This window comes from Hafnia psychrotolerans (assembly GCF_014639435.1).
GTDB lineage: Bacteria > Pseudomonadota > Gammaproteobacteria > Enterobacterales > Enterobacteriaceae > Ewingella > Ewingella psychrotolerans.
Genome location: NZ_BMFZ01000008.1, coordinates 217,394 through 237,313, shown reverse-complemented (window position 1 = coordinate 237,313; position 19,920 = coordinate 217,394). Strand labels below are relative to the sequence as shown.

Below are 19,920 nucleotides of genomic sequence, written 5' to 3'. Positions count from 1 at the left end.
GGTTTTTGTGTGTTTTGTTTTTGCGGGTTTTTGTCTGAAAATAATTGTGATTAATCAGGTGATTAAATACAGAATAATGATTCATAATCTACGTGTGAAAATAGGAGTTTCAGTCACGATTGAAAACGATAAATTTACCGCTTGTCTGAAAGGTGATGAACGAGTGAATTAAGGGCGTGAGGCGGCGCGATGTTCGAGAAATTCACCGGTGTTGCCACCGGCAGAGAGAGAGAAATTCAGCAGGGAAAACAACAGGAATTCAGCATCAGGATACGGATTTTTCTTCACCTGCTATTTTACGATATAAACGGCGCGGATGGCCGATATTTCCGTACTGCATTTCCACGGCAATAAAGCCAATCTCCACGCAATATTCCAGATAGCGACGCCCCGTCGTTTTGCTGATTCCGACCTTTTCCACCACGTCATCCACGGACCAATTGCGATCACCCCCTTCGCTGAAAACGCGCTGTACTAATTCTAGCGTATTAGGCTCAATTCCCTTGGTTGCCGGGGCGGTGGGGATATCACTGGCGGGAAGATTATACAGACGATCAAGCGCCTGTTGGTCGAGCACCTTAACATGACGCAACTGATGCACCAGTTGCAGAAAGCGCTCAAGTGAGTTGCGCAGACGCTGGAACGAAACCGGCTTGATGATGTAATCGAATGCGCCACCGCGCATGGCCTGGCTGCAGGTATGCATGTCGCTGGCTGCAGTGATGAAAATCACCGAACAATCGAGGCTTTTCAGTAATGCACTGTCGATAAGCTCAATGCCCTGACCGTCAGGCAAAAAATTGTCCAGCAGCAGCAACCGCGGTCGGTAAAGCTGCAACTGAGTTTTGGCCTGCGCCAGTGTTGCCGCAATACTCACGACCCGCAGGTTAAAATTTTGCTCAATAAAATCGCGGTGCAGCCCGGCCAGATAGGGCTCATCCTCGACGATCACCACGTCCAGCGCGCTGCCCTGATTGATACTGTTTTGCACATTATGGTTGTTCATTATCGTTCCTGACTTGCTTGCTCGCCCTGCGGCGGATTAGGGATGAACAGCGAAAACACCAAGCCGCGCGGCGTGTTGTCCGAAATTTCAATCACACCACCTGCCTGACGGACATAACGGGACACGAGGTACAGTCCGATACCATGTTCGCCTCCAGTGTCGTCAGCAGCCGATGGCGGCTTTGTTGTCACACCTTGCTCAAAAATACGCGAACGTAACTCCGGTGTTATTCCGACGCCCTGATCGGCGACTTCTATCAGCAGCTCATCATGGCTGTCTGACAGATAGAATTCGACCGGTTGCCGCGGTGCCGGTGCCGCCAGAGTGGCGTCAACGGCGTTATCAATCAGATTACCGATGATCGACATCAGTTCGGACTCTGTCAACTCCGCGGGCAGGCGGTGAAATTGACAGGCCGGATCGAAATTGAGCTCCACGCCTTTTTCTCGCGCACTGGCATATTTTCCCAATAGCAGGCCGCATAACGTCGGTGAGGCAACACGCGACGAGACAAAATCCAGCACCGCCTGAGCCCCTTCAGACTGTGCCTGAATATAGCCAATGGCCTCTTCGTAGCGGTTCATATGCAGCAAACCGGCCAGCGTTGCCGTCCAGTTAAGTTGCTCGTGACGCATGATGCGAAGATTATCGGCATAGCGCTTCACCTGGCTGAGTTGACTGCTGAGAGTGTTGATATCATTTTTATCGCGAAAGCTGAATACCCAGCCAGTTTGCGTGGCGGGATCCAGTTCGATGCGCACCCGATTTACGATCACCTGACGCTGATTAAAGCGGGCGACTTCATCGTGGCGGTTGGGAGTGTCGCTGTCACTGATAAAAAATGCGGTATCAGTATGAATGACATCTCGTATGTTTTGGCCGATGAGCGTGGTTTCGGGCTGTGATAGCGCCAGCAATTCGCGGGCTGCGTGATTTATCGAGATGATCCGTTGGCGATCATCAATGGCTATCACGCCTTCATAAATAGCTTCCAGTAGTGCTTTTTGCTGACGAACCAGCAGAGTGATCTCTTTTGGCTCCAGCCAAAACATCTGTTTTTTAAGGTTTTTACTGAACAACCATGAAAAAGCAAAAAGCAGCGTTAAGAGCAGTAGACCGGAGAGCGCCGTCTGCGCTAACTGTTTAAGGGTAATGTCATCGATGTACGACGTAAGATAACCCACTGAGACAATGCCGATCACCTTGTTATGCGCATCCAGAACAGGGGCTTTACTGCGTAATGAAATGCCGATGCCTCCCTTTCGCACCGAAATGATGGTTTTTCCTGCCAGCACGCCCGCGTTATCTCCGCCGATCATCGGTTTGCCGACCCGCTCAGGTGACTGCGAGTGGTACAGATGATTCTCGTGAATATCACCGACCACAATATAGCTGGCGTCGCTTTTCGCCCGCAGTGGGGTGATTAAACGGGCGATCCCCGCAGTGTCATGGGCTGCCACCAGCTCAGACAGTCCCGGCATTAGAGCGATTTGGGCTGCCTGAACCTTCGCGCGGTTACCGAGATCGTGGTTCAACTGGCGGTCAATGGTATGAAAAAGAAATGCGCCGAACAGGGCCAGCAATACGCAGGAAAAGGCGACCAGAGAGAGGAACAGTTTTATCTGGAAGGTAAATCGTAATTTCATTCAGGATGCCAGAGCGGAAGATGAACAATAAGCCTAACACGCGACTTTCACCGGTAACATTCCCCGCAGAGTTAGGTTGTGAGCAACCACGCATAGACCGCACGGAATACCCATAATAGTCTTACTAAGCATAAGGCTAAACCCGCTATTTGCTACAAAGCTGATAAGGATTGCAGCCGCCGTAGCATTAACATCATTAACACCATTACAACCTTTAAATCAGTGGTTTTAACATGAGCCACTTCACAACCCGTCTGCCGGATGATTTTTTATGCTCACCCTCTGTCGAGTCATTTATGAAAAGAGAGTATTGCCATGAGCACAACCGATGACGGCCTTCTGGTTGCGAAAGACCCCAAAACACCAACCTTTTCAGCCAAAGAACGCTGGTGGCATATTTTGGATAACTACAAAATAGGGATCATTCCGCTGCCGTTCTTCTTGCTGGCGGGCGTGCTGATTTTGCTCGATTGCCTCAATGGAAAACTGCCCAGCGATATTGTGGTCATGGTGGCGACGCTGGCATTCTTTGGATTTGCATGTGGCGAGTTTGGGAAGCGTTTGCCTCTGGTGGGTAAAATGGGCGCGGCGGCTATCTGCGCCACCTTTATACCTTCCGCGATGGTGTATTACGGCCTGTTACCGCATGTGGTGGTCGATTCCACCGTCAAATTCTACAAATCCACCAACATTCTCTATCTCTATATATGCTGCATCATTGTCGGCAGCATTATGAGCATGAACCGTCAGGTGTTGATCCAGGGCTTTTTGCGCATTTTTGTGCCGATGCTGTGTGGTGAAATTGTGGGCATGCTGGCCGGGCTGGTGATGGGTACGCTGCTGGGACTGCCGCCATTCCAGACCTTCTTCTTCCTGATCCTGCCTATTATGGCGGGCGGGGTTGGCGAAGGTGCTATCCCGCTGTCGATGGGGTACGCGACCATTTTGCATATGGAGCAGGGTGTGGCACTCGGGCGTATTTTACCGATCGTCATGCTCGGCAGTCTGACCGCCATTGTGCTGGCGGGCATACTGAATCAGGTCGGGAAACGCTATCCGCATCTGACCGGTGAAGGCCAACTCATGCCGACGAAAAAAGGTCTGATCGAGCATGGTCTTGAGGTCTTTACCGGCAAGCCTGACGTGAATGCTCTCGCCTGTGGCGCGCTGCTGGCGATCCTGCTGTATATGGTGGGGATGCTCGGCCAACATCTGATCGGCCTGCCCGCCCCGGTCGGCATGCTGTTCGCTGCCGTGGTATTGAAACTGATCAACGGGATCTCACCGGCCATTCAGCAAGGCTCAATGGCGGTGTATAAATTCTTTCGCACTGCCGTGACCTATCCGGTGCTGTTTGCTGTTGGTGTGGCGATCACACCATGGCAAGAGCTGGTGAACGCCTTTACCTTGCAGAACCTGTGTGTGATCGTCACCACCGTCTGTGCGCTGGTCGGCACCGGTTTCTTTGTCGGCAAAAAGATTGGTATGCACCCGATCGACGTTGCGATTGTTTCCTGCTGTCAGAGCGGGCAGGGCGGCACTGGGGATGTGGCCATTCTCACTTCCGGTAACCGCATGGCGTTAATGCCGTTTGCCCAAATTGCTACGCGTATCGGCGGCGCTATTAATGTCACCGTCGGTTTGCTGGTGCTGGCGAAGTTCTTCTCTTGAACCCTTTCTCAATCCCTTCTGCGGAAGGGATGGGTTTTCCGATAAAAATAGGAAGGGTCCTTTTTGAGACTTGTTTTGGTGTGGCGGATAAAACGGTTATCCGCCTGCCGTTTGATTAACGCTTTATTTATCCGAAGATGCCTGCCACAGATTCAGTTCCCCGTCCGCAACGTGCTTATCGATCGCCGCCAGCTCCTCCGCGCTGAAACGCAGATTCTCCAACGCCTGCACGTTTTCATCCAGTTGCTCCGGGTGGCTCGCCCCAATCAGTACCGACGTCACGCGATCGTCTTTCAGCAGCCAGCTCAGCGCCATCTGTGCCATCGTCTGGCCGCGCTGTTGCGCCATCTCATTGAGCAACTGCAGGCTGTTCAGGTTGGCGTCGGTGAGCATGTTGGCATTTAGTCCGCGCACTTTATTGCCTTCGACCTGCATCCTTGAGCCGTCCGGAATACCGTTGAGATACTTACCGGTCAGCAGCCCCTGGGCCAGCGGCGTGAAGGCAATGCAGCCTGCGCCATTTTGCTCCAGCGTGTCGAGCAATCCGCTCTTATCCACCCAGCGGTTCAGCAGATTGTAAGACGGCTGGTGGATCAGCAGCGGCACTTTCAGCTCGTGCAACAGCTCGGCCATTTTCTGCGTACGCTCCGGCGAGTAAGACGAAATCCCGACATACAGCGCCTTACCGCTTTGCACGGCATACGCCAGCGCGGCGGCGGTTTCTTCCATCGGCGTTTCTTCATCCACGCGATGCGAATAGAAGATATCGACGTAATCCAGCCCCATGCGTTGCAGGCTTTGATCAAGGCTTGCCAGCAGATATTTGCGTGAACCGCCCGCGCCGTACGGGCCCGGCCACATGTCGTAACCGGCTTTGGTGGAGATGATCAGCTCATCGCGATACGACGAAAAATCCTGACGCAGCAGCTTGCCGAAATTCTCTTCCGCCGAACCCGGCGGCGGCCCGTAGTTATTCGCCAGATCAAAATGGGTGATGCCTAAATCAAAGGCTTTTTGCAGTAGCGCGCGTTGTGATTCCAGCGGGCTGACGTGCCCGAAGCTGTGCCACAGGCCCAGAGAAAGAGCAGGGAGTTTGAGGCCGCTCTGGCCGCAGCGGCGAAATTGCATGGTTTCATAGCGGGAGGGCGAGGCACTGTAAGGCATGATGTTTCCTTCTTTGTTTCTTCGTCATAGTTCGAGTTGCAGATGTGTTGGCTGCAACTCAAACTATTTAGAGGAAGTAGGGTTATTTTTGAAACACTGTTTCTATTGTAACCCCTGAAGAAATTACATCAACATCAGAAATCCCAGTCCTCATCTTCCGTATTCACCGCCGTACCAATCACATACGATGAACCCGAACCCGAGAAGAAGTCGTGGTTTTCATCGGCGTTTGGCGACAATGCCGAGAGGATCGCCGGATTGACATCCGCCATGCTGGCCGGGAACAGGGCTTCGTAGCCGAGATTCATCAGCGCTTTGTTCGCGTTGTAGTGCAGGAATTTCTTCACGTCTTCGCTCCAGCCTACGCCGTCGTACAGCTCTTCGGTGTAGCGGATCTCGTTGTCGTACAGATCCTGCATCAGATCAAACGCCTGCTCTTTGATCTGCCGCTGACGTTCTTCGCTTTCCAGCGCCAGGGCTTTCTGGAATTTATAGCCAATGTAATAACCGTGCACGGCTTCATCGCGGATGATCAGACGGATCAGGTCGGCGGTGTTGGTCAGCTTGGCACGGCTTGACCAGTACATCGGCAGATAAAAACCGGAGTAGAACAAGAAGGACTCGAGGAACACGCTGGCGACTTTCTTCATCAGCGGATCTTCGCCGTCGTAATACGAAAGAATGATCGCGGCTTTGTTTTGCAGCGCGACGTTTTCCTCGCTCCAGCGGTAGGCTTCATCAACGTCCACGGTGGCGCACAGCGTCGAGAAAATCGAGCTGTAAGAACGCGCATGTACCGCTTCCATAAAGCAGATGTTTGAGTACACCGCTTCTTCGTGCGGCGTCACGGCGTCTCTCATCAGCGTCGGTGCGCCGACCACGTTTTGCACGGTGTCGAGCAGCGTCAGGCCGGTAAACACGCGGATGGTCAGCTGTTTTTCCTGTGCATTCAGCGTCGCCCACGACGGAATATCATTGGAGAGCGGCACCTTTTCCGGCAGCCAAAAGTTAGAGGTCAGACGGTTCCACACTTCCAGATCTTTATCGTCCTGGATCTTGTTCCAGTTGATGGCTTTACTGACCGGCTGTGGCACCAGCAGTTGTTTAATTCCACTCATATTTGTTCCTTAAAGCGTGCAGGACACGCAGCCCTGAACTTCGGTGCCTGCCAGCGCCATTTGACGCAGACGGATGTAATAAATGGTTTTGATGCCTTTACGCCAGGCATAAATCTGCGCTTTGTTGATGTCGCGGGTGGTGGCGGTATCGCGGAAGAACAGCGTCAGCGACAAGCCCTGATCGACGTGCTGCGTGGCTTCGGCGTAGGTATCAATAATCTTTTCCGGGCCGATTTCGTAGGCATCCTGGTAGTAATCCAGATTGTCATTGGTCATAAACGCCGCCGGATAATACACGCGGCCAATTTTGCCCTCTTTGCGGATTTCCACGCGGGAGACGATCGGGTGAATACTCGAGGTCGAGTTATTGATATACGAAATCGAACCGGTCGGCGGCACCGCCTGCAAGTTCTGGTTATACAGCCCGTGCTGCATCACCGAGGCTTTCAGTTCTGCCCAGTCTGCGCGGGTCGGAATAGCGATCCTGGCGTCGCTAAACAGCTCGCGCACGCGTCCGGTTTTCGGCTGCCATTTCTCTGCCTGCGTATCATCGATATATTTGTCGAAATAGGTACCGCTGGCGTAGCTCGACTCCGCAAAGCCTTTAAAGGATTGCTGGCGTTCGATGGCAATCTGGTTCGAAGCACGGATCGCGTGAAACGCCACGGTGCAGAAATAGATGTTGGTGAAATCCAGACCTTCTGCGGAACCGTAATAAATCCGCTCGCGGCACAGATAGCCGTGCAGGTTCATCTGACCGAGGCCGATGGCGTGAGAATCCTGATTCCCCTGATCGATCGACGGCACCGAGCGGATGTGGCTCATGTCAGAGACCGCCGTCAGCGCCCGCACCGCCATTTCCACCGTGTTACCGAAGTCCGGCGAATCCATCGCCGAGGCGATATTCAGTGAGCCGAGATTACAGGAAATGTCTTTACCGACCTGCTGATACGACAAATCTTCGCCGTACACCGTCGGGGCGTTCACCTGCAAGATTTCCGAACACAGGTTGCTCATGTTGATGCGACCTTTGATCGGATTGGCGCGGTTGACCGTATCTTCAAACATCATGTACGGATAACCGGATTCAAACTGAATCTCCGCCAGCACCTGGAAGAACTCACGTGCGTTGATTTTGCTTTTGTGAATGCGCTTGTCATTCACCATCTCGCGGTATTTCTCGGTGATGCTGATTTCAGACATCGGTACGCCGTAGACTTTCTCGACGTGGTACGGCGAGAACAGGTACATGTCTTCGTTGTTTTTCGCCAGCTCGAAGGTGATATCAGGGATAACCACACCAAGCGATAGCGTTTTGATGCGGATTTTCTCGTCGGCATTCTCACGCTTGGTATCGAGGAAACGCAGGATGTCGGGATGATGCGCGTTCAGATACACCGCGCCTGCGCCCTGACGCGCACCCAGCTGGTTGGCGTAAGAGAACGCATCCTCCAGCATCTTCATGATCGGGATCACGCCGGAGGACTGGTTTTCGATGCGCTTAATCGGCGCACCGACTTCACGGATGTTAGTCAGCATAAACGCCACGCCGCCGCCGCGTTTGGACAGTTGCAGCGCCGAGTTCACCGACCGGCCAATGGATTCCATGTTGTCTTCAATGCGCAGCAGGAAACAGGAGACCAGTTCGCCGCGCTGTTTTTTACCACAGTTGAGGAATGTCGGCGTCGCAGGCTGAAAGCGGCCGGAAATGATCTCATCCACGAAATGCCCGGCGAGCTGAATGTCGCCGCGCGCCAGCGTCAGCGCCACCATGCACACGCGGTCTTCATAACGTTCAAGATAGCGTTTGCCATCGAAAGTTTTCAGCGTGTAGCTGGTGTAATACTTGAATGCGCCCAGAAAGGTCTGGAAACGGAATTTTTTGGCGTATGCCTGTTTGAATAACGCCTTAATGTCATCGAAAGCGTATTGATCCAACACGGCGGCTTCGTAATAGCCTTCCTCCACCAGATAGCGCAGTTTCTCCGCCAGATTGTGGAAAAACACCGTATTCTGATTGACGTGTTGCAGAAAATACTGACGTGCGGCCAGCCGGTCTTTGTCAAACTGGATGCGGCCTTCGGCATCGAACAGATTCAACATGGCGTTGAGCGCGTGATAATCAGGGCTGGACGTGTCCGCCTCGGTGAGATTCAGTTCTGTCGTTGCCAAAATTCAGTAACTCCCTGTGTGACCTTTGCAACGTCTTCCGGCGTACCCAGCAATTCAAAGCGGTACAGGTAAGGCACCTGACACTTCTGGGCGATGATGTCACCGGCTATGCAATACGCTGCGCCGAAATTGGTATTCCCGGCGGCGATAACGCCGCGGATGAGTGAACGGTTATGTTCATCGTTCAGAAAACGGATCACCTGCGTCGGTACCGCGCCTTTGGCCGATCCGCCGCCGTAGCTCGGCACCACCAGAATGTACGGTAAGGTGACGCGCAATTTTTCAGGCTGACGGTCAATCGGGATGCGGATCGCCGGCAATCCGGTTCTGCCGACGAAGCGATGCGTGTTTTCTGAACTGCTGGAAAAATAGACCAACGGATTCATCCGCCGATCCTCAGAACGCGTTCTGGAGCTGAAGCTGGCGCAGAGCGCTGATTTTGTCCGGGCGGAAACCGGACCAGTGATCGTCACCGGCGACAATCACCGGCACCTGCTGATACCCCATCGCACGGACCTGACCGAGCGCCTGCGCATCCTGAGTTAAATCGATCACTTCATAGGCGATGCCGTGTTTATCTAATGCACGGTAGGTCGCATTGCACTGGACACAGTCTGGTTTGCTGTAAATAATAATGCTCATGATTCGTATTTCCATCTGTAAAGAAATCAGAGACGGTTTTGCCCAGTCGCTGTGGCGATGGCTTCAGCATTAAAGGGGCGACGAGTTCCGAAACGCTGGTGGCGCCCCGATGCGTTTAATACTAGATGTGGTGATTTAAATATTCAACCACACAATATGTAGATATTTCGAAATTGCTTATTGCAAAAATGACAAAGCCCGCAGGATGCGGGCTGTAGGACGAAATTTTTTTCACGTTCAATAAATCAACAATGCGATTACTGGCGCATTCCGACTGCCAGACGGTTAAACGCATTCATCAGAGCGATCGCGAAGGTTAGATCGGAAATTTCCACCTCGCTGAACTGCGCTTTTAGCGGCTCATATGCGTTGTCCGGTGCACCCGTCGCCGCAACCCAAGTCACCGATTCCGCCCATGCCAGCGCCGCACGTTCGCGCTCAGAATACGCATGACTCACGCGCCAGCCCGCCAGCTGATCCAGTTTGGTCTGCGGTTCGTCCATTTTGCGCAGCGCCTTTGAGTGCATATCCAGACAGTAGGCACAGCCGTTGATCTGCGAAACGCGCAGGAACACCAGCTCGATGATCAGGTTATCCAGCGGACCCTTTTCCAGTGCGCCAAGCGCCACTCTCATTGGCTCAATGATGGACGCGGACAGCGAGTAGTAAGGCAGGCGAAGCGTAGTCATAGTGATTCCCCGGTTGAAAGATGGACGCACAGCGCGCCTCAATGAGTACTAATCTACGTCGCGCATGGTCTATACTAAAGAGCCATAAAGTGTCTATTTAAGCAGGTCATGATGAGCCGCTTCCCTCTCTCTTTTCACCTCGATCCGCAGCGAAAGGTACCGCTTTACCGACAAATCTATCAGCGGGTGAAACAGGCCATCATGGAAGGGCAGCTAAAACGTGGCAGCCGCGTTCCTTCGGTGCGGGCGCTGGCCAGCGAACTCGGCGTGGCGCGCGCCACCATTGAAAATGCTTATAGCCTACTGACGGCAGAGGGTTTTTTACAAAGCCGTGGCCAGGCGGGAACCGTGGTGAGCGCGCCGGAAAGCTTATCCGCGCCCGTGTTTGCTCCGGTTCACGAAACCAAAACCCGCAGGCCAGTCAACCCGATGCTGCCTGCGGTCTCCTCACTGCCTTTTCAGCTCGGTTTACCTGCGCTGGATGCCTTTCCCCGGGCTATCTGGTCGCGCATTGTGTCGCGGCAAACCCGCCATACTGACCTGAATGATTTGGGCCATCCGCCGCTGACCGGCGTTGAGACGCTGCGCCATGCTATTGCGCGCTACCTGCAACTTTCCCGTGGTTTCACCTGCCGCCCCGAACAGATTTTTATCTGCGGTGGCTATGTGCCTGTTTTGGATCTCATCATCGGTAGCCTGTTAACACCGGGTGACGGCGTATGGCTGGAAGATCCCGGTTATCCGGTAACGCAGGCTTTTTTCCGCGCGGCGGGCGCTGTGCCCATGGCAGTGAATGTTGATGAAGAGGGCATGAACATTCCGCAAGCAGTCAGTCAACATCCGTATGCGCGCTTTGCGGTGGTGACGCCCGCACATCAAAGCCCGACCGGCGTGACCATGAGTCTGTCTCGCCGCATGGCGTTGCTGGACTGGGCGGAAAAACAGCAAGCGTGGATCATTGAAGATGATTATGACAGTGAATTCCGCTATCACGGCCAGCCGCTGCCTTCGCTGAAAAGCCTGGATACACAGGATCGTGTGATTTATGCCGGCACGTTCAGCAAAGTGATGTTCCCGGCGTTGCGTTGTGGGTACGTGGTCGTGCCGGAGAGCCTGGTGGATAAAATTGAGGGCGATTGCTCGCTGCGAATTTGCAGCACGCCGCCTTTGTTACAAGAAAGCATCGCTGAATTCATCGATCAAGGGCATTTTTACCGGCATCTGAAGCGTATGCGTCAACTTTACGCAGAGCGGCGTGGCTATCTCGTACAGGCATTGACGGCGGTTTTTCCAACGGAAGTGCTGCGGGTGAGTCATCAGGTTGGCGGGATCCAGCTATGTACCAAACTGAACCCGTCGCTGGATGATGCGCTGATTGCCCAATTGGCGCGCGAACAGGGGCTGGCAATACAGGCGCTGTCGGACTGGCAGGTTTTACGCCGCGAACGGGATGATACATTGCGGCCCAACGGTGTGTTGATGGGCTTTCCGAATATTGTGTCACCACAACAGGCGCAGCATTTATGCCAGCGTTTGGGTGAGATTTTGGGGGGATCACGGATTGTCGGATCAAAACCATAGAAAACGGGGCCAAATGGCCCCGTCGTCAAAGCGGATTAATGAGGGAATGGAACCTCCGCTTAGGTGCTGGTACCCGACACAGGAAAATAGCACCTTGCTTACAAGAACGTGTTAACGACGTCCCAGCAGCACGCCGAGTACGATACCTACGGCTGCACCGACACCCACGCCATGCCACGGATTGTCTTTCACGTAGCTGGTCGCTTGGTCAGCAGCATCGCGGGCATGTTGCTTAATGCTGCCAGAATTATTGAATCGTGCGCGGGCATCGCGTAATACGCCTTCCGCTTTACCGCGAATTTTTTCCAGCTCATCTTTCGTCTTGGCACCCGATGACTGAAGCACCTCATCGAGGGTATCGGCCAGCAGAGTAACGTCCTGATCAATGTCGCGTTCGACTTTTTCTGATTTCTTAAACATGTGCCTCTCCTTGTTTGAACTGTCCTTAAAGCATAGCCCAAAATGTTATAAGGCGAGCTTCCTTAGTCAAAATGTCCGCTATTTTAGCCCTTATTAGTCGTTGTGACTGTCTGGCTAACTCAGGCGTGGCACGGGTTGGCGTGACGTAGATCAGATTTTTCTGTAAGTATGTATAGATTTACAGGCAACGACATATATCCGGGTTTTGACATTCCTTCGGCAGGCAAACCTGTCTATGCTGTTAGTCTCTTAAACTGTGATCTCGGTCCGGATTCGTCCATGTCGCTAAGTACGCTGCGCTCCAATCTGCAATTGAATAAACGCATCCTGTCATTTATGACGTTTACCTTCGTCTGTTACCTGACGATCGGCTTGCCGCTGGCTGTATTGCCAGGGTTTGTGCATAACCACCTCGGGTATAACTCCGTTCTGGCGGGGCTGATTATCAGCGTGCAGTATTTCGCAACGCTGGTCAGTCGTCCGCATGCCGGGCGTTACTCGGATCAGCTGGGGCCGAAAAAAGTGGTGATCTTCGGCTTGAGCTGTTGTGGGATAAGCGGTCTGTTTTATGCACTGGCTTTTATATTCGCGAATCATCCGCTGGTCAGTTTATTGTTGCTCTGTGTCGGGCGAGGCTTTCTCGGGGTGGGTGAAAGTTTTGCCAGTACCGGGACGACGCTGTGGGGCATTGGTGCGGTCGGCGCGCTGCATACCGCGCGAGTGATCTCATGGAATGGTGTGGCAACCTATGGCGCGATGGCGATGGGCGCACCACTTGGCGTGCTGTTAAACGCCTATTTTGGTCTGATGGGCGTGGCGGTATTGATTGTGGTTTGCGTCGCCATCGCGGTCTGGCTCGCTACCCGAAAAGCGGCAATCTCGGTTAGCACGGGTAAACGTATCGCTTTTAAATCGGTGGTTGGGCGTATCTGGTTGCATGGGCTGGGGTTGGGGTTGGGCACCATTGGTTTTGGCGTGATCGCGACCTTTATTACTCTCTTTTATGCCGATAAAAACTGGAGCGGCGCGGCCTTCACGCTCACGCTATTCAGCCTGGGTTTTGTCGGCGCGCGTCTGGTCTTTGCCAATACAATTAATCGCTTCGGCGGGCTGCGGGTTTCGCTGTTCTCCTTTGTTTTCGAGGCAATTGGCTTATTGATGATTTGGCAGGGCAGCGATCCCCATATTGTTCAGTTCGGTGCATTTCTGACCGGTTGCGGTTTCTCGTTGATTTTCCCTGCTTTGGGCGTTGAAGCGGTGAAACAGGTACCGCCCCAAAATCAGGGAACGGCACTGGGCATGTATTCTGCATTCCTCGATCTTGGCCTCGGCTTAACCGGACCGGTGGCGGGATTGCTGATTGCTCACGCTGGAACGCCTTCTATCTATTTGGCCGCCGCCATTATGGTCGTGCTGGCATGGTTACTGACGCTGCGCTTATATAAAATTCAACAATGCAGCCGTGATCCTCAAAGGTGAGTGGTGCCTGAGTATCTCTGATGTCACTTAGTGCATAACAGCCGGAAATTTATCTTATATAGGTTAGATAATTCTTAAATATGGTTCATCTAAGCATAAAAACGTTATTCATAAGTTTGAATACGTTAAGGTCCCTTGCGGTTAAAGAAGCGAGGAGCAACCATGTATTTACGGCCAGATGAAGTAGCTCGTGTATTAGAAAATTCAGGATTTGAGCGCGATTTTGTTGATGATAGAGCTTACGGCTACTGCCGGGGCGAGCATTACGTTTATGTGAACCGGGAAGCGCGGTTTGGTCGGACTGCCCTGGTTATTCACCCGGCGCTGAAAGAGCGCAGTGAGCGTTTTGCACATCCAACAGCCACCTGCCGCAGCAGCCAGGTTTATACCCGTTTCCCGCTGGATGTTGCCAGTGATAACGAAGCCTATTACGGCATATGTCATGGCTTTAGTTCACGTCAGATCTTGGCCAGTTATCTGGAAAATGTTTTCCGGTAAAATGCCCACAGCGCTGATCCCTCAGCGCTGTTCTTCTCTGTCTTCCTGCTTTTATTACTTTAGTGGCAATAGAATATCTGTTTGTTGTGCGTGCTCGGGGAGTGGCTCATCAAGTTGCAGATAGCGGAAATAGACCGGAAAATCCCGTAATTCTTCACCACTTTGTGGTAACCACTGGCGATACTTATAGGCAAACACCCGTTTAAAACGGCGTGCATAAAGATCGTCTTTATCGCTGCTCATTTTCCCTCTCTTCAAGACCTTTACTTTGCCTGTGGAGTTAGCTTATTTCCTGACTGAGCTTGCTCTTTGTGGGACGGAAAAGAAAACGGCCCAAACAGGGCCATTTCAGTTTAACGCGGTCACAATGTGCCAACTCAAACCAGATGGATCTGGTTATAGGTTTCGTTGTACTGGCGGCGGAACTGGGCAAGCTCGAAAGGCTCGATATCCAGATCGGAAAAATAGAACAGCGCCAGTTCGGCATGTTCGCTGGTGAGTTGTGGCGAAAGATGCGCGCGGAGCAAAACTTCACGCCACTTGACGACATTTTCCTCGGACGCATCTTTAATGAAAGTGTGATAGATAAATACCACATAGGCGGCTTTGCGGATCTCCTCAGCGTAGCCTCCACTAATTGAGCGTATAAACATCCTGCTTTGGCGTTCGCCCATTTCCAACAGCATGGAATCAATATACATTGGCTTAATTTTCAACAAGCTGGCAAGGGAATCATTGGCCTTGCGGGTGTCTGCTGTCATGAACCAATACCCTACGATGAAAACCACAACAATTGCTGCAAGCATAATCCATATCATTCTGGACGTTGGCCTCCGGCCTAATCTGGCGTGACGGGAAAGGTGTGTACAACACCCGATGCAGCGAGTTTATAGGGTTATCACCTCAAAAGCCTAAGGTGAAATGTGTAGAATTTGCACCCCGACTGATCGCGGGGCGCGAAGGATCCCTCAATCAAACTAATGAACAGCTGTCTGTTGGCAAAGGTACTCATAAATTCCCTGAGTGTCGGTGTGCGAGCACAAACGGGTTCCGATGTGCAGTGTCGCTGCGCTGCCAGCCGCGACACCATAACGCACAATATCGAGCAGGTCTGCGCCTGCGGCCAGCTTCAGCGTCATCGCACCGACCATACTGTCACCTGCACCTACGGTACTCATTTTTTTCACCGGCGGTGGGGTTACCTGATAGACATGTTCAGCATCGACTGCCAGCGCACCTTGTGGCCCGAGGGAAACCACCACACGTTGAGCGCCGCCTTCACGAATGATCTGCCGCGCAGCATTGAGTACATCGTCCGGTTTTTCCAACTGATGACCTACCAGTTGCGCCAGCTCATTCTGGTTAGGTTTGACCAGCGCCAGCCCGCCCAGCTTCAGTCCCTCAGCCAGCGCATCACCAGAGCTGTCGAGAATACAGTGCAATCCAGCCAATTGGGCTTTATGCAGCAGTTCGGTGAGCGCAGCCACTTCCGTGCCGGGGGGTAAACTGCCGCTGACAACCAGAATGGTCCCAGCAGGAAGTCGGGTCACTTTGAGGCTCAGCGAGTCAAATTCTTCGCCAGTGAGCTTCGCACCCGGCATGACAAAGCGGTACTGCTCGCCGGTATTCTCAGCGTGTACGTGTAAGTTCTGGCGGGTCCAGTCAAGGGTTTCCAGCGTCTCGGTATTGATGCCTTCTTGCTCCAGCAACTCTGCCAGATGAGTACCCGTTGGTCCGCCTATTGGGAACAATGCTGTTGCTTTTCCGCCAAGATGCACGATGGCCCGCGCGACGTTGATACCTCCGCCGCCGGGTTCAAATATCGGTGCGGAACAGCGCAATTTGCCTTCGGGATAAATTTTCGGCGTGATGGTAGCGCTGTCTAATGAAGGCGCAAGCGTCAGCGTGACAATGTGTGTTTCAGCGTTCTTAATCATGGGCGTTCCCTCAAGTAATAAACCAGATCCTCAGCCTAGCACTTGACGAAACCTGCGGTTCATTTGTTCATCATTTAAGCGTCCCAGATCAAATCTGCCTGTGTCACTATCGCGTCATGATGATAGGGTAAAACACCGGATTCATTGGACAGGCGTAAGGAGATAGTATGGCCAGAAATATTGAGATAAAAGCCAGAATCGATGACTTTTCAGCGATGTACGAAAAAATAGGCGTACTGGCCGAAGGGTTGCCAGATCTTATCGATCAGGATGATACGTTCTTCATCTGTCCACATGGTCGCCTTAAACTACGTACCCTGGCGGTCGATCGCGGTGAACTGATCTTCTATCAGCGCCCAGATAAGTCCGGCCCCAAACCCAGTTTCTATACGCTGACTGAAACGGCTGATCCCGAGGGGTTACGCCACACATTGACGCTCGCCTATGGTGCCGCAGGGCGGGTCATCAAGCAGCGTACTTTGTTTATGCTCGGCCAAACACGTTTGCACCTTGACCGGGTGAAGGGGTTGGGAGATTACGTGGAATTTGAAGTGATGTTGGATGAGCAACAAACCCTGGAGCAAGGCATTGCCATTGCTGAAGATTTACTGGAAAAATTGCACATAGACCGCCAGGAATTAGTCGATCAAGCCTATGTGGATTTACTTAACGCGAAAGGGAAACGTTCCTCTTCAGACTAGTCGCCGCTCCACCACTGTACCAGCGACGGGCCGGGAGTGAGATCGTAGTGATCTTGACCGAGCAGATGATTGAGGATCTTAGCCGAACGCCAGGCTGTTAGCGTCAGTTGCCCTTCAGCGCTACCGTGGCTGTGGATCCCGGCGTTGACCGCGTAAATGCGGTTATTCGCCGGGCCTTCCCATTCCAGATTGAAATTTGGGCGCAGGGGTAGATGTTGCTCGCGATCGTAGGGGATTCGGTCCAGTAGTGGCTCCAGATAATCCGGCAAGCCGGGACGGTAGCCCGTTGCCAGAACGATAATATCGGCCTCAAAATGCTCTTCGCAATGATCCAGTCCGTGCAGCGCCTGTAACCGGAAGCTACCGTCAGTTTTCTGGGAGATATTGTCCAGCGTGCGGTGCGGTAATAAACGCACATCACGTGGCTGATGCAGCACGTCAAAACGATGATAGAGCCGCTGATAAATCGCGTCCAGCGTGTGATAGCTGATGCCATCGGAGGGCAGTTTCTGCGTTTTAATCTCCTGTTCGCGGATTTCGTCCGGCAGAGTATAGAAATAATTAACGTACTCCGGTGTAAAATACTCGTTGGTAAAAATTGACTCATCCAGCGGTTGGAAGTTTGGTCTGCGTGACAACCAGCTCAACCCGGCGAACGCTCCCCAGTGGTTATCCAGAGCATTAAGAATAATGTCCGCACCGCTTTGCCCGCCGCCGATCACCATCACCTGTTTGCCCGTAAAGTCGGGGTCACGCAACGCCATTTCCGATGCGTGAAAACAGTGTTTACCCATTGCGGAACGGGCCGATTTAGGGACCCAGGGTGCATGGCCAGTACCCAGGCAAATATTGCGCGCACGATGCTCGCCTTTCTGGGTATGCACGACGAACTCCTGCTTTGCGTCATCAAAATCTATCGCATCAACCGGTTGTGAGAAATACAGGCGATCAATGCGTTTGCAGGCCCAGCGTAGATAATCGGAGAACTCGTCGCGGCTGATAATGAGCTGCTCGGTGGCCAAAAAACGATAAATTTTCTTCTGTTCAACCAGATAATTGATAAACGAAAATTCACTGCGCGGAGCGACAGTCGTGACCAGATCTTGTAAGACATAAGTCTGCATGGTTGCCGTGGGTAATAGCATACCCGGATGCCAACTGAACTCTTTGTTTGCGTCGAAAAAAGCACTCTCAATTTTTCCCGTATCTTTCGCCATCGCGGCCAGACTCAAGTTAAATGGACCGATCCCCACACCAATCAAATCTACTACCGACATGATTTAAATTCCCATTACCGTTATGATTTCTTAATCATAGAACAACACTCTAAAAGCGGATTTTAAATAGGATCTTTCATGACACAAACGCGCCGTTTTAAACAAGTTGATGTTTTTTCGTCTGTCCCTCTCAAAGGGAATCCGCTGGCCGTTATCTTTGATGCTGACTCACTCAGTGACGAGCAGATGAGCGCCATGGCACGCTGGACTAATCTTTCTGAAACCACTTTTGTCCTGCAGCCAACGGACCCGACAGCAGACTACCGTGTGCGTATTTTTACGCCAGATACCGAATTCCCGTTTGCCGGACACCCCACTCTCGGCACTGCGCATGCTTTACTGGAAGCCGGTTTACAGCCCAAACGTCCGGGATTTCTTATTCAGCAGTGCGGTGTTGGTTTGGTACCGGTCAACATGCTCGACGACGGTGGGCTGGCATTTTGTGCACCGCCAGCGAGTATGAATCCGCTGGCGGTTCAACATCTGCCTTTGCTCGATAAAGCACTGAACTACGCAAAGCGTCAGGAAGACATCGCACCGATGGCGGTAAGCATGGGGCTGGGCTGGCTGGTCGTACGCATGCAAAGTGCTCAAGCCTGTCTGGATGTTAAGGCCGATGCGCTGGCACTTGAAGAACTGATTCATCAGGCTGGGGTTCACGGTCTGGCGATCTATGGTTGTCACGAACAGGGCGGGCCGGCGGACTATGAAGTGCGGGCGCTACTGGTCGAGCAGGGTGTGCTGACTGAAGATCCCGTCACCGGTAGTGCCAATGCCTGTCTGGCCAGAGTGTTAAAAATGCAAGGTTTCCCCGATGGCGAAAAAACCGAAAAGGGCTATCAGGTACGGCAGGGAACCTTGCGCCAGCGCGAAGGCCGCGTGGCGGTAGAGTATATAGACGGTGAGCCATGGATTGGTGGTCATACCTGCACGTTGATCGATGGAACCTTGACGCTGTAGCTCTCGGTCTTTGAGCATCAGCTGCTGATTTCGCCGTGCTGCGCCGTTTGCAACAGATGAATAAACGCTTGCATCACCGGCGAGGTATTCAGAGTGTGACGGTGCAGCAGCCAAGTGCAGTTTTTTACCGTCTGCCCGTCAACGCTTATGGGGCGGCGATACAAATGCTCCGCCAGCGGTAAATAGGTGGCAACAATGGCGTAACCGAGGCCATGTTCCACCATCGCCAGACAGATTTCTAGTTTATCCACTTCCATGGCAATATTGGGCGCATGGGAGAAATTGGCGTTCCACCAACGCTCAATTAATTGCGTAACGTGCGCACCGTGATGGATCTTTATTTGTGGCATCTGGGGTAGCAGTGCGAAATCAAAATCCTGCCGGTTTACCAGAAAATAGTCATCCTCTTCAACCAAATGCTTACCCTCTTTCCAGTTAAAGTCATCTTTAACCAGCGCCATATCAATCTCATTACGCAGCAGCTTCTGGAATATCTCCTCGCTGAAACCACTCATCAGGTTCACACGGATCCCAGGATGTGACTGACGGAATTGACTCAATAAAGCCGGCAGGCGATACGCTGCATAATTGCTCGACACGCCGAGAGAAATTTCGCCTTGCTGCCCTTGATCCATACTGTGAAGCGTAATTTTTAGCTGCTGTAGATCTCGCAATACGGTCAGCGCGTGCTGGGCTAAATATTCCCCCTGCGCGCTGAACACTAACCCTTTCTGCCCGTCAACAAATAGACGGATCGCCAGCTTGCGTTCCATCTGCCGCAGGCGATAGCTCAGCGCCGGTTGCGAGGTATAAAGCTGCTCGGCGGCACGGGTAATATTTTTGTGCTGCCAGACGGCGCGCAGGATGAGCCAGTCTTTCTCGTTCATTTCGTCCCTCAGTGTTGGGTGTAAAAACTTATATCCATAAAATAATTTTTGCGCATAAAGCACAACAGATAA

At 52.5% G+C, this 19,920-nt stretch carries 19 protein-coding genes and 1 pseudogene; 6 read left to right on the top strand and 14 right to left on the bottom strand.

Annotated elements, in window-relative coordinates; translation table 11 throughout:
* Positions 1–265: 265 nt before the first annotated feature.
* Both IEV89_RS15685 and IEV89_RS15680 read right to left on the bottom strand, forming a co-directional pair.
* Positions 266–1,006 carry a response regulator gene (locus IEV89_RS15685; protein WP_229746494.1) on the bottom strand — a complete coding sequence of 247 codons (741 nt, stop codon included), beginning with the start codon at positions 1,004–1,006 and terminating at the stop codon, positions 266–268.
* Positions 1,006–2,652: an ATP-binding protein gene (locus tag IEV89_RS15680; RefSeq protein ID WP_188474453.1), complete on the bottom strand. Its 1,647-nt coding sequence runs from the start codon at positions 2,650–2,652 to the stop codon at positions 1,006–1,008. Before IEV89_RS15680 ends, IEV89_RS15685 begins: the two co-directional genes overlap by 1 nt.
* A 315-nt stretch (positions 2,653–2,967) precedes the next feature.
* On the opposite strand from IEV89_RS15680, the gene IEV89_RS15675 reads away from it, so the two are divergent.
* The gene (locus IEV89_RS15675) at positions 2,968–4,323 is read left to right on the top strand and encodes a 2-hydroxycarboxylate transporter family protein (RefSeq protein ID WP_188474452.1); all 1,356 of its coding nucleotides are present in this window, start codon (positions 2,968–2,970) and stop codon (positions 4,321–4,323) included.
* Positions 4,324–4,446: 123 nt separating this feature from the next.
* Here IEV89_RS15675 and mgrA read toward each other — a convergent pair whose 3' ends face one another.
* From mgrA to IEV89_RS15645, 6 genes are all read right to left on the bottom strand, one after another.
* Positions 4,447–5,487, bottom strand: a complete 1,041-nt coding sequence (mgrA, locus tag IEV89_RS15670; protein WP_188474451.1) for an L-glyceraldehyde 3-phosphate reductase — start codon at positions 5,485–5,487, stop codon at positions 4,447–4,449.
* Between the two features lie 134 nt (positions 5,488–5,621).
* Entirely contained in the window at positions 5,622–6,605 is a 984-nt protein-coding gene (gene nrdF, locus IEV89_RS15665) for a class 1b ribonucleoside-diphosphate reductase subunit beta (RefSeq protein WP_188474450.1), read from the bottom strand.
* Between the two features lie 9 nt (positions 6,606–6,614).
* Positions 6,615–8,777: a class 1b ribonucleoside-diphosphate reductase subunit alpha gene (nrdE, locus tag IEV89_RS15660; RefSeq protein ID WP_188474449.1), complete on the bottom strand. Its 2,163-nt coding sequence runs from the start codon at positions 8,775–8,777 to the stop codon at positions 6,615–6,617.
* On the bottom strand, positions 8,759–9,163 hold the full coding sequence (nrdI, locus tag IEV89_RS15655; RefSeq protein WP_188474448.1) for a class Ib ribonucleoside-diphosphate reductase assembly flavoprotein NrdI: 405 nt from the start codon (positions 9,161–9,163) through the stop codon (positions 8,759–8,761). The genes nrdE and nrdI overlap by 19 nt, the downstream gene beginning before the upstream one ends.
* 10 nt (positions 9,164–9,173) lie before the next feature.
* A complete protein-coding gene (nrdH, locus tag IEV89_RS15650; RefSeq protein ID WP_188474447.1) occupies positions 9,174–9,419 on the bottom strand; it encodes a glutaredoxin-like protein NrdH in 246 nt (81 codons plus the stop codon).
* Between the two features lie 257 nt (positions 9,420–9,676).
* A complete protein-coding gene (locus IEV89_RS15645) occupies positions 9,677–10,108 on the bottom strand; it encodes a carboxymuconolactone decarboxylase family protein (RefSeq protein WP_188474446.1) in 432 nt (143 codons plus the stop codon).
* A gap of 108 nt (positions 10,109–10,216) precedes the next feature.
* Between IEV89_RS15645 and pdxR the strand changes: the two genes are divergently transcribed.
* Positions 10,217–11,689 (top strand): MocR-like pyridoxine biosynthesis transcription factor PdxR, encoded by a 1,473-nt coding sequence (gene pdxR, locus IEV89_RS15640; RefSeq protein ID WP_373283400.1) that lies wholly within the window; start codon positions 10,217–10,219, stop codon positions 11,687–11,689.
* A gap of 111 nt (positions 11,690–11,800) precedes the next feature.
* Here pdxR and IEV89_RS15635 read toward each other — a convergent pair whose 3' ends face one another.
* Entirely contained in the window at positions 11,801–12,109 is a 309-nt protein-coding gene (locus IEV89_RS15635) for an ElaB/YgaM/YqjD family protein (RefSeq protein ID WP_188474444.1), read from the bottom strand.
* A gap of 279 nt (positions 12,110–12,388) precedes the next feature.
* On the opposite strand from IEV89_RS15635, the gene IEV89_RS15630 reads away from it, so the two are divergent.
* Both IEV89_RS15630 and IEV89_RS15625 read left to right on the top strand, forming a co-directional pair.
* Positions 12,389–13,588 carry an MFS transporter gene (locus tag IEV89_RS15630; protein ID WP_188474443.1) on the top strand — a complete coding sequence of 400 codons (1,200 nt, stop codon included), beginning with the start codon at positions 12,389–12,391 and terminating at the stop codon, positions 13,586–13,588.
* A gap of 162 nt (positions 13,589–13,750) precedes the next feature.
* Positions 13,751–14,086, top strand: coding sequence for a DUF2002 family protein (locus tag IEV89_RS15625; protein WP_188474442.1), 336 nt, complete (start codon positions 13,751–13,753; stop codon positions 14,084–14,086).
* A 54-nt stretch (positions 14,087–14,140) separates the two neighbouring features.
* Here the strand turns inward: IEV89_RS15625 and IEV89_RS15620 are convergent.
* The 3 genes and pseudogenes from IEV89_RS15620 to pfkB all read right to left on the bottom strand — a co-directional run.
* Positions 14,141–14,275: pseudogene (locus IEV89_RS15620) on the bottom strand (GyrI-like domain-containing protein); the annotation flags it as partial.
* 188 nt (positions 14,276–14,463) lie between these two features.
* The gene (locus tag IEV89_RS15615) at positions 14,464–14,904 is read right to left on the bottom strand and encodes a DUF1198 domain-containing protein (protein WP_188474441.1); all 441 of its coding nucleotides are present in this window, start codon (positions 14,902–14,904) and stop codon (positions 14,464–14,466) included.
* 159 nt (positions 14,905–15,063) lie between these two features.
* Positions 15,064–16,023 (bottom strand): 6-phosphofructokinase II, encoded by a 960-nt coding sequence (pfkB, locus tag IEV89_RS15610; RefSeq protein ID WP_188474440.1) that lies wholly within the window; start codon positions 16,021–16,023, stop codon positions 15,064–15,066.
* Positions 16,024–16,190: 167 nt separating this feature from the next.
* Between pfkB and IEV89_RS15605 the strand changes: the two genes are divergently transcribed.
* Positions 16,191–16,724 carry a class IV adenylate cyclase gene (locus tag IEV89_RS15605; protein ID WP_188474439.1) on the top strand — a complete coding sequence of 178 codons (534 nt, stop codon included), beginning with the start codon at positions 16,191–16,193 and terminating at the stop codon, positions 16,722–16,724.
* Here IEV89_RS15605 and IEV89_RS15600 read toward each other — a convergent pair.
* Complete coding sequence (locus IEV89_RS15600; RefSeq protein WP_188474438.1) at positions 16,721–18,001, bottom strand: lysine N(6)-hydroxylase/L-ornithine N(5)-oxygenase family protein; 1,281 nt, start codon at positions 17,999–18,001, stop codon at positions 16,721–16,723. The genes IEV89_RS15605 and IEV89_RS15600 overlap by 4 nt on opposite strands.
* Before the next feature lie 78 nt (positions 18,002–18,079).
* Here IEV89_RS15600 and IEV89_RS15595 point away from each other — a divergent pair, with 78 nt between their 5' ends.
* Positions 18,080–18,961 carry a PhzF family phenazine biosynthesis protein gene (locus IEV89_RS15595; RefSeq protein ID WP_188474437.1) on the top strand — a complete coding sequence of 294 codons (882 nt, stop codon included), beginning with the start codon at positions 18,080–18,082 and terminating at the stop codon, positions 18,959–18,961.
* A 17-nt stretch (positions 18,962–18,978) separates the two neighbouring features.
* Here the strand turns inward: IEV89_RS15595 and IEV89_RS15590 are convergent, their stop codons facing one another.
* Positions 18,979–19,848 carry a LysR family transcriptional regulator gene (locus IEV89_RS15590; protein ID WP_188474436.1) on the bottom strand — a complete coding sequence of 290 codons (870 nt, stop codon included), beginning with the start codon at positions 19,846–19,848 and terminating at the stop codon, positions 18,979–18,981.
* Positions 19,849–19,920: the final 72 nt, after the last annotated feature.

Bases quoted from the DNA above. Each gene is read 5' to 3' on its own strand.
- pdxR (WP_373283400.1), top strand. From the start codon at position 10,217: ATGATGAGCCGCTTCCCTCTCTCTTTTCACCTCGATCCGCAGCGAAAG.
- IEV89_RS15605 (WP_188474439.1), top strand. From the start codon at position 16,191: ATGGCCAGAAATATTGAGATAAAAGCCAGAATCGATGACTTTTCAGCG.
- nrdF (WP_188474450.1), bottom strand. From the start codon at position 6,605: ATGAGTGGAATTAAACAACTGCTGGTGCCACAGCCGGTCAGTAAAGCC.
- IEV89_RS15600 (WP_188474438.1), bottom strand. From the start codon at position 18,001: ATGTCGGTAGTAGATTTGATTGGTGTGGGGATCGGTCCATTTAACTTG.
- IEV89_RS15685 (WP_229746494.1), bottom strand. From the start codon at position 1,006: ATGAACAACCATAATGTGCAAAACAGTATCAATCAGGGCAGCGCGCTG.
- nrdI (WP_188474448.1), bottom strand. From the start codon at position 9,163: ATGAATCCGTTGGTCTATTTTTCCAGCAGTTCAGAAAACACGCATCGC.
- nrdH (WP_188474447.1), bottom strand. From the start codon at position 9,419: ATGAGCATTATTATTTACAGCAAACCAGACTGTGTCCAGTGCAATGCG.
- pfkB (WP_188474440.1), bottom strand. From the start codon at position 16,023: ATGATTAAGAACGCTGAAACACACATTGTCACGCTGACGCTTGCGCCT.
- IEV89_RS15630 (WP_188474443.1), top strand. From the start codon at position 12,389: ATGTCGCTAAGTACGCTGCGCTCCAATCTGCAATTGAATAAACGCATC.
- IEV89_RS15675 (WP_188474452.1), top strand. From the start codon at position 2,968: ATGAGCACAACCGATGACGGCCTTCTGGTTGCGAAAGACCCCAAAACA.
- IEV89_RS15645 (WP_188474446.1), bottom strand. From the start codon at position 10,108: ATGACTACGCTTCGCCTGCCTTACTACTCGCTGTCCGCGTCCATCATT.
- IEV89_RS15625 (WP_188474442.1), top strand. From the start codon at position 13,751: ATGTATTTACGGCCAGATGAAGTAGCTCGTGTATTAGAAAATTCAGGA.
- IEV89_RS15615 (WP_188474441.1), bottom strand. From the start codon at position 14,904: ATGATATGGATTATGCTTGCAGCAATTGTTGTGGTTTTCATCGTAGGG.
- IEV89_RS15595 (WP_188474437.1), top strand. From the start codon at position 18,080: ATGACACAAACGCGCCGTTTTAAACAAGTTGATGTTTTTTCGTCTGTC.
- IEV89_RS15590 (WP_188474436.1), bottom strand. From the start codon at position 19,848: ATGAACGAGAAAGACTGGCTCATCCTGCGCGCCGTCTGGCAGCACAAA.
- IEV89_RS15680 (WP_188474453.1), bottom strand. From the start codon at position 2,652: ATGAAATTACGATTTACCTTCCAGATAAAACTGTTCCTCTCTCTGGTC.
- mgrA (WP_188474451.1), bottom strand. From the start codon at position 5,487: ATGCCTTACAGTGCCTCGCCCTCCCGCTATGAAACCATGCAATTTCGC.
- IEV89_RS15635 (WP_188474444.1), bottom strand. From the start codon at position 12,109: ATGTTTAAGAAATCAGAAAAAGTCGAACGCGACATTGATCAGGACGTT.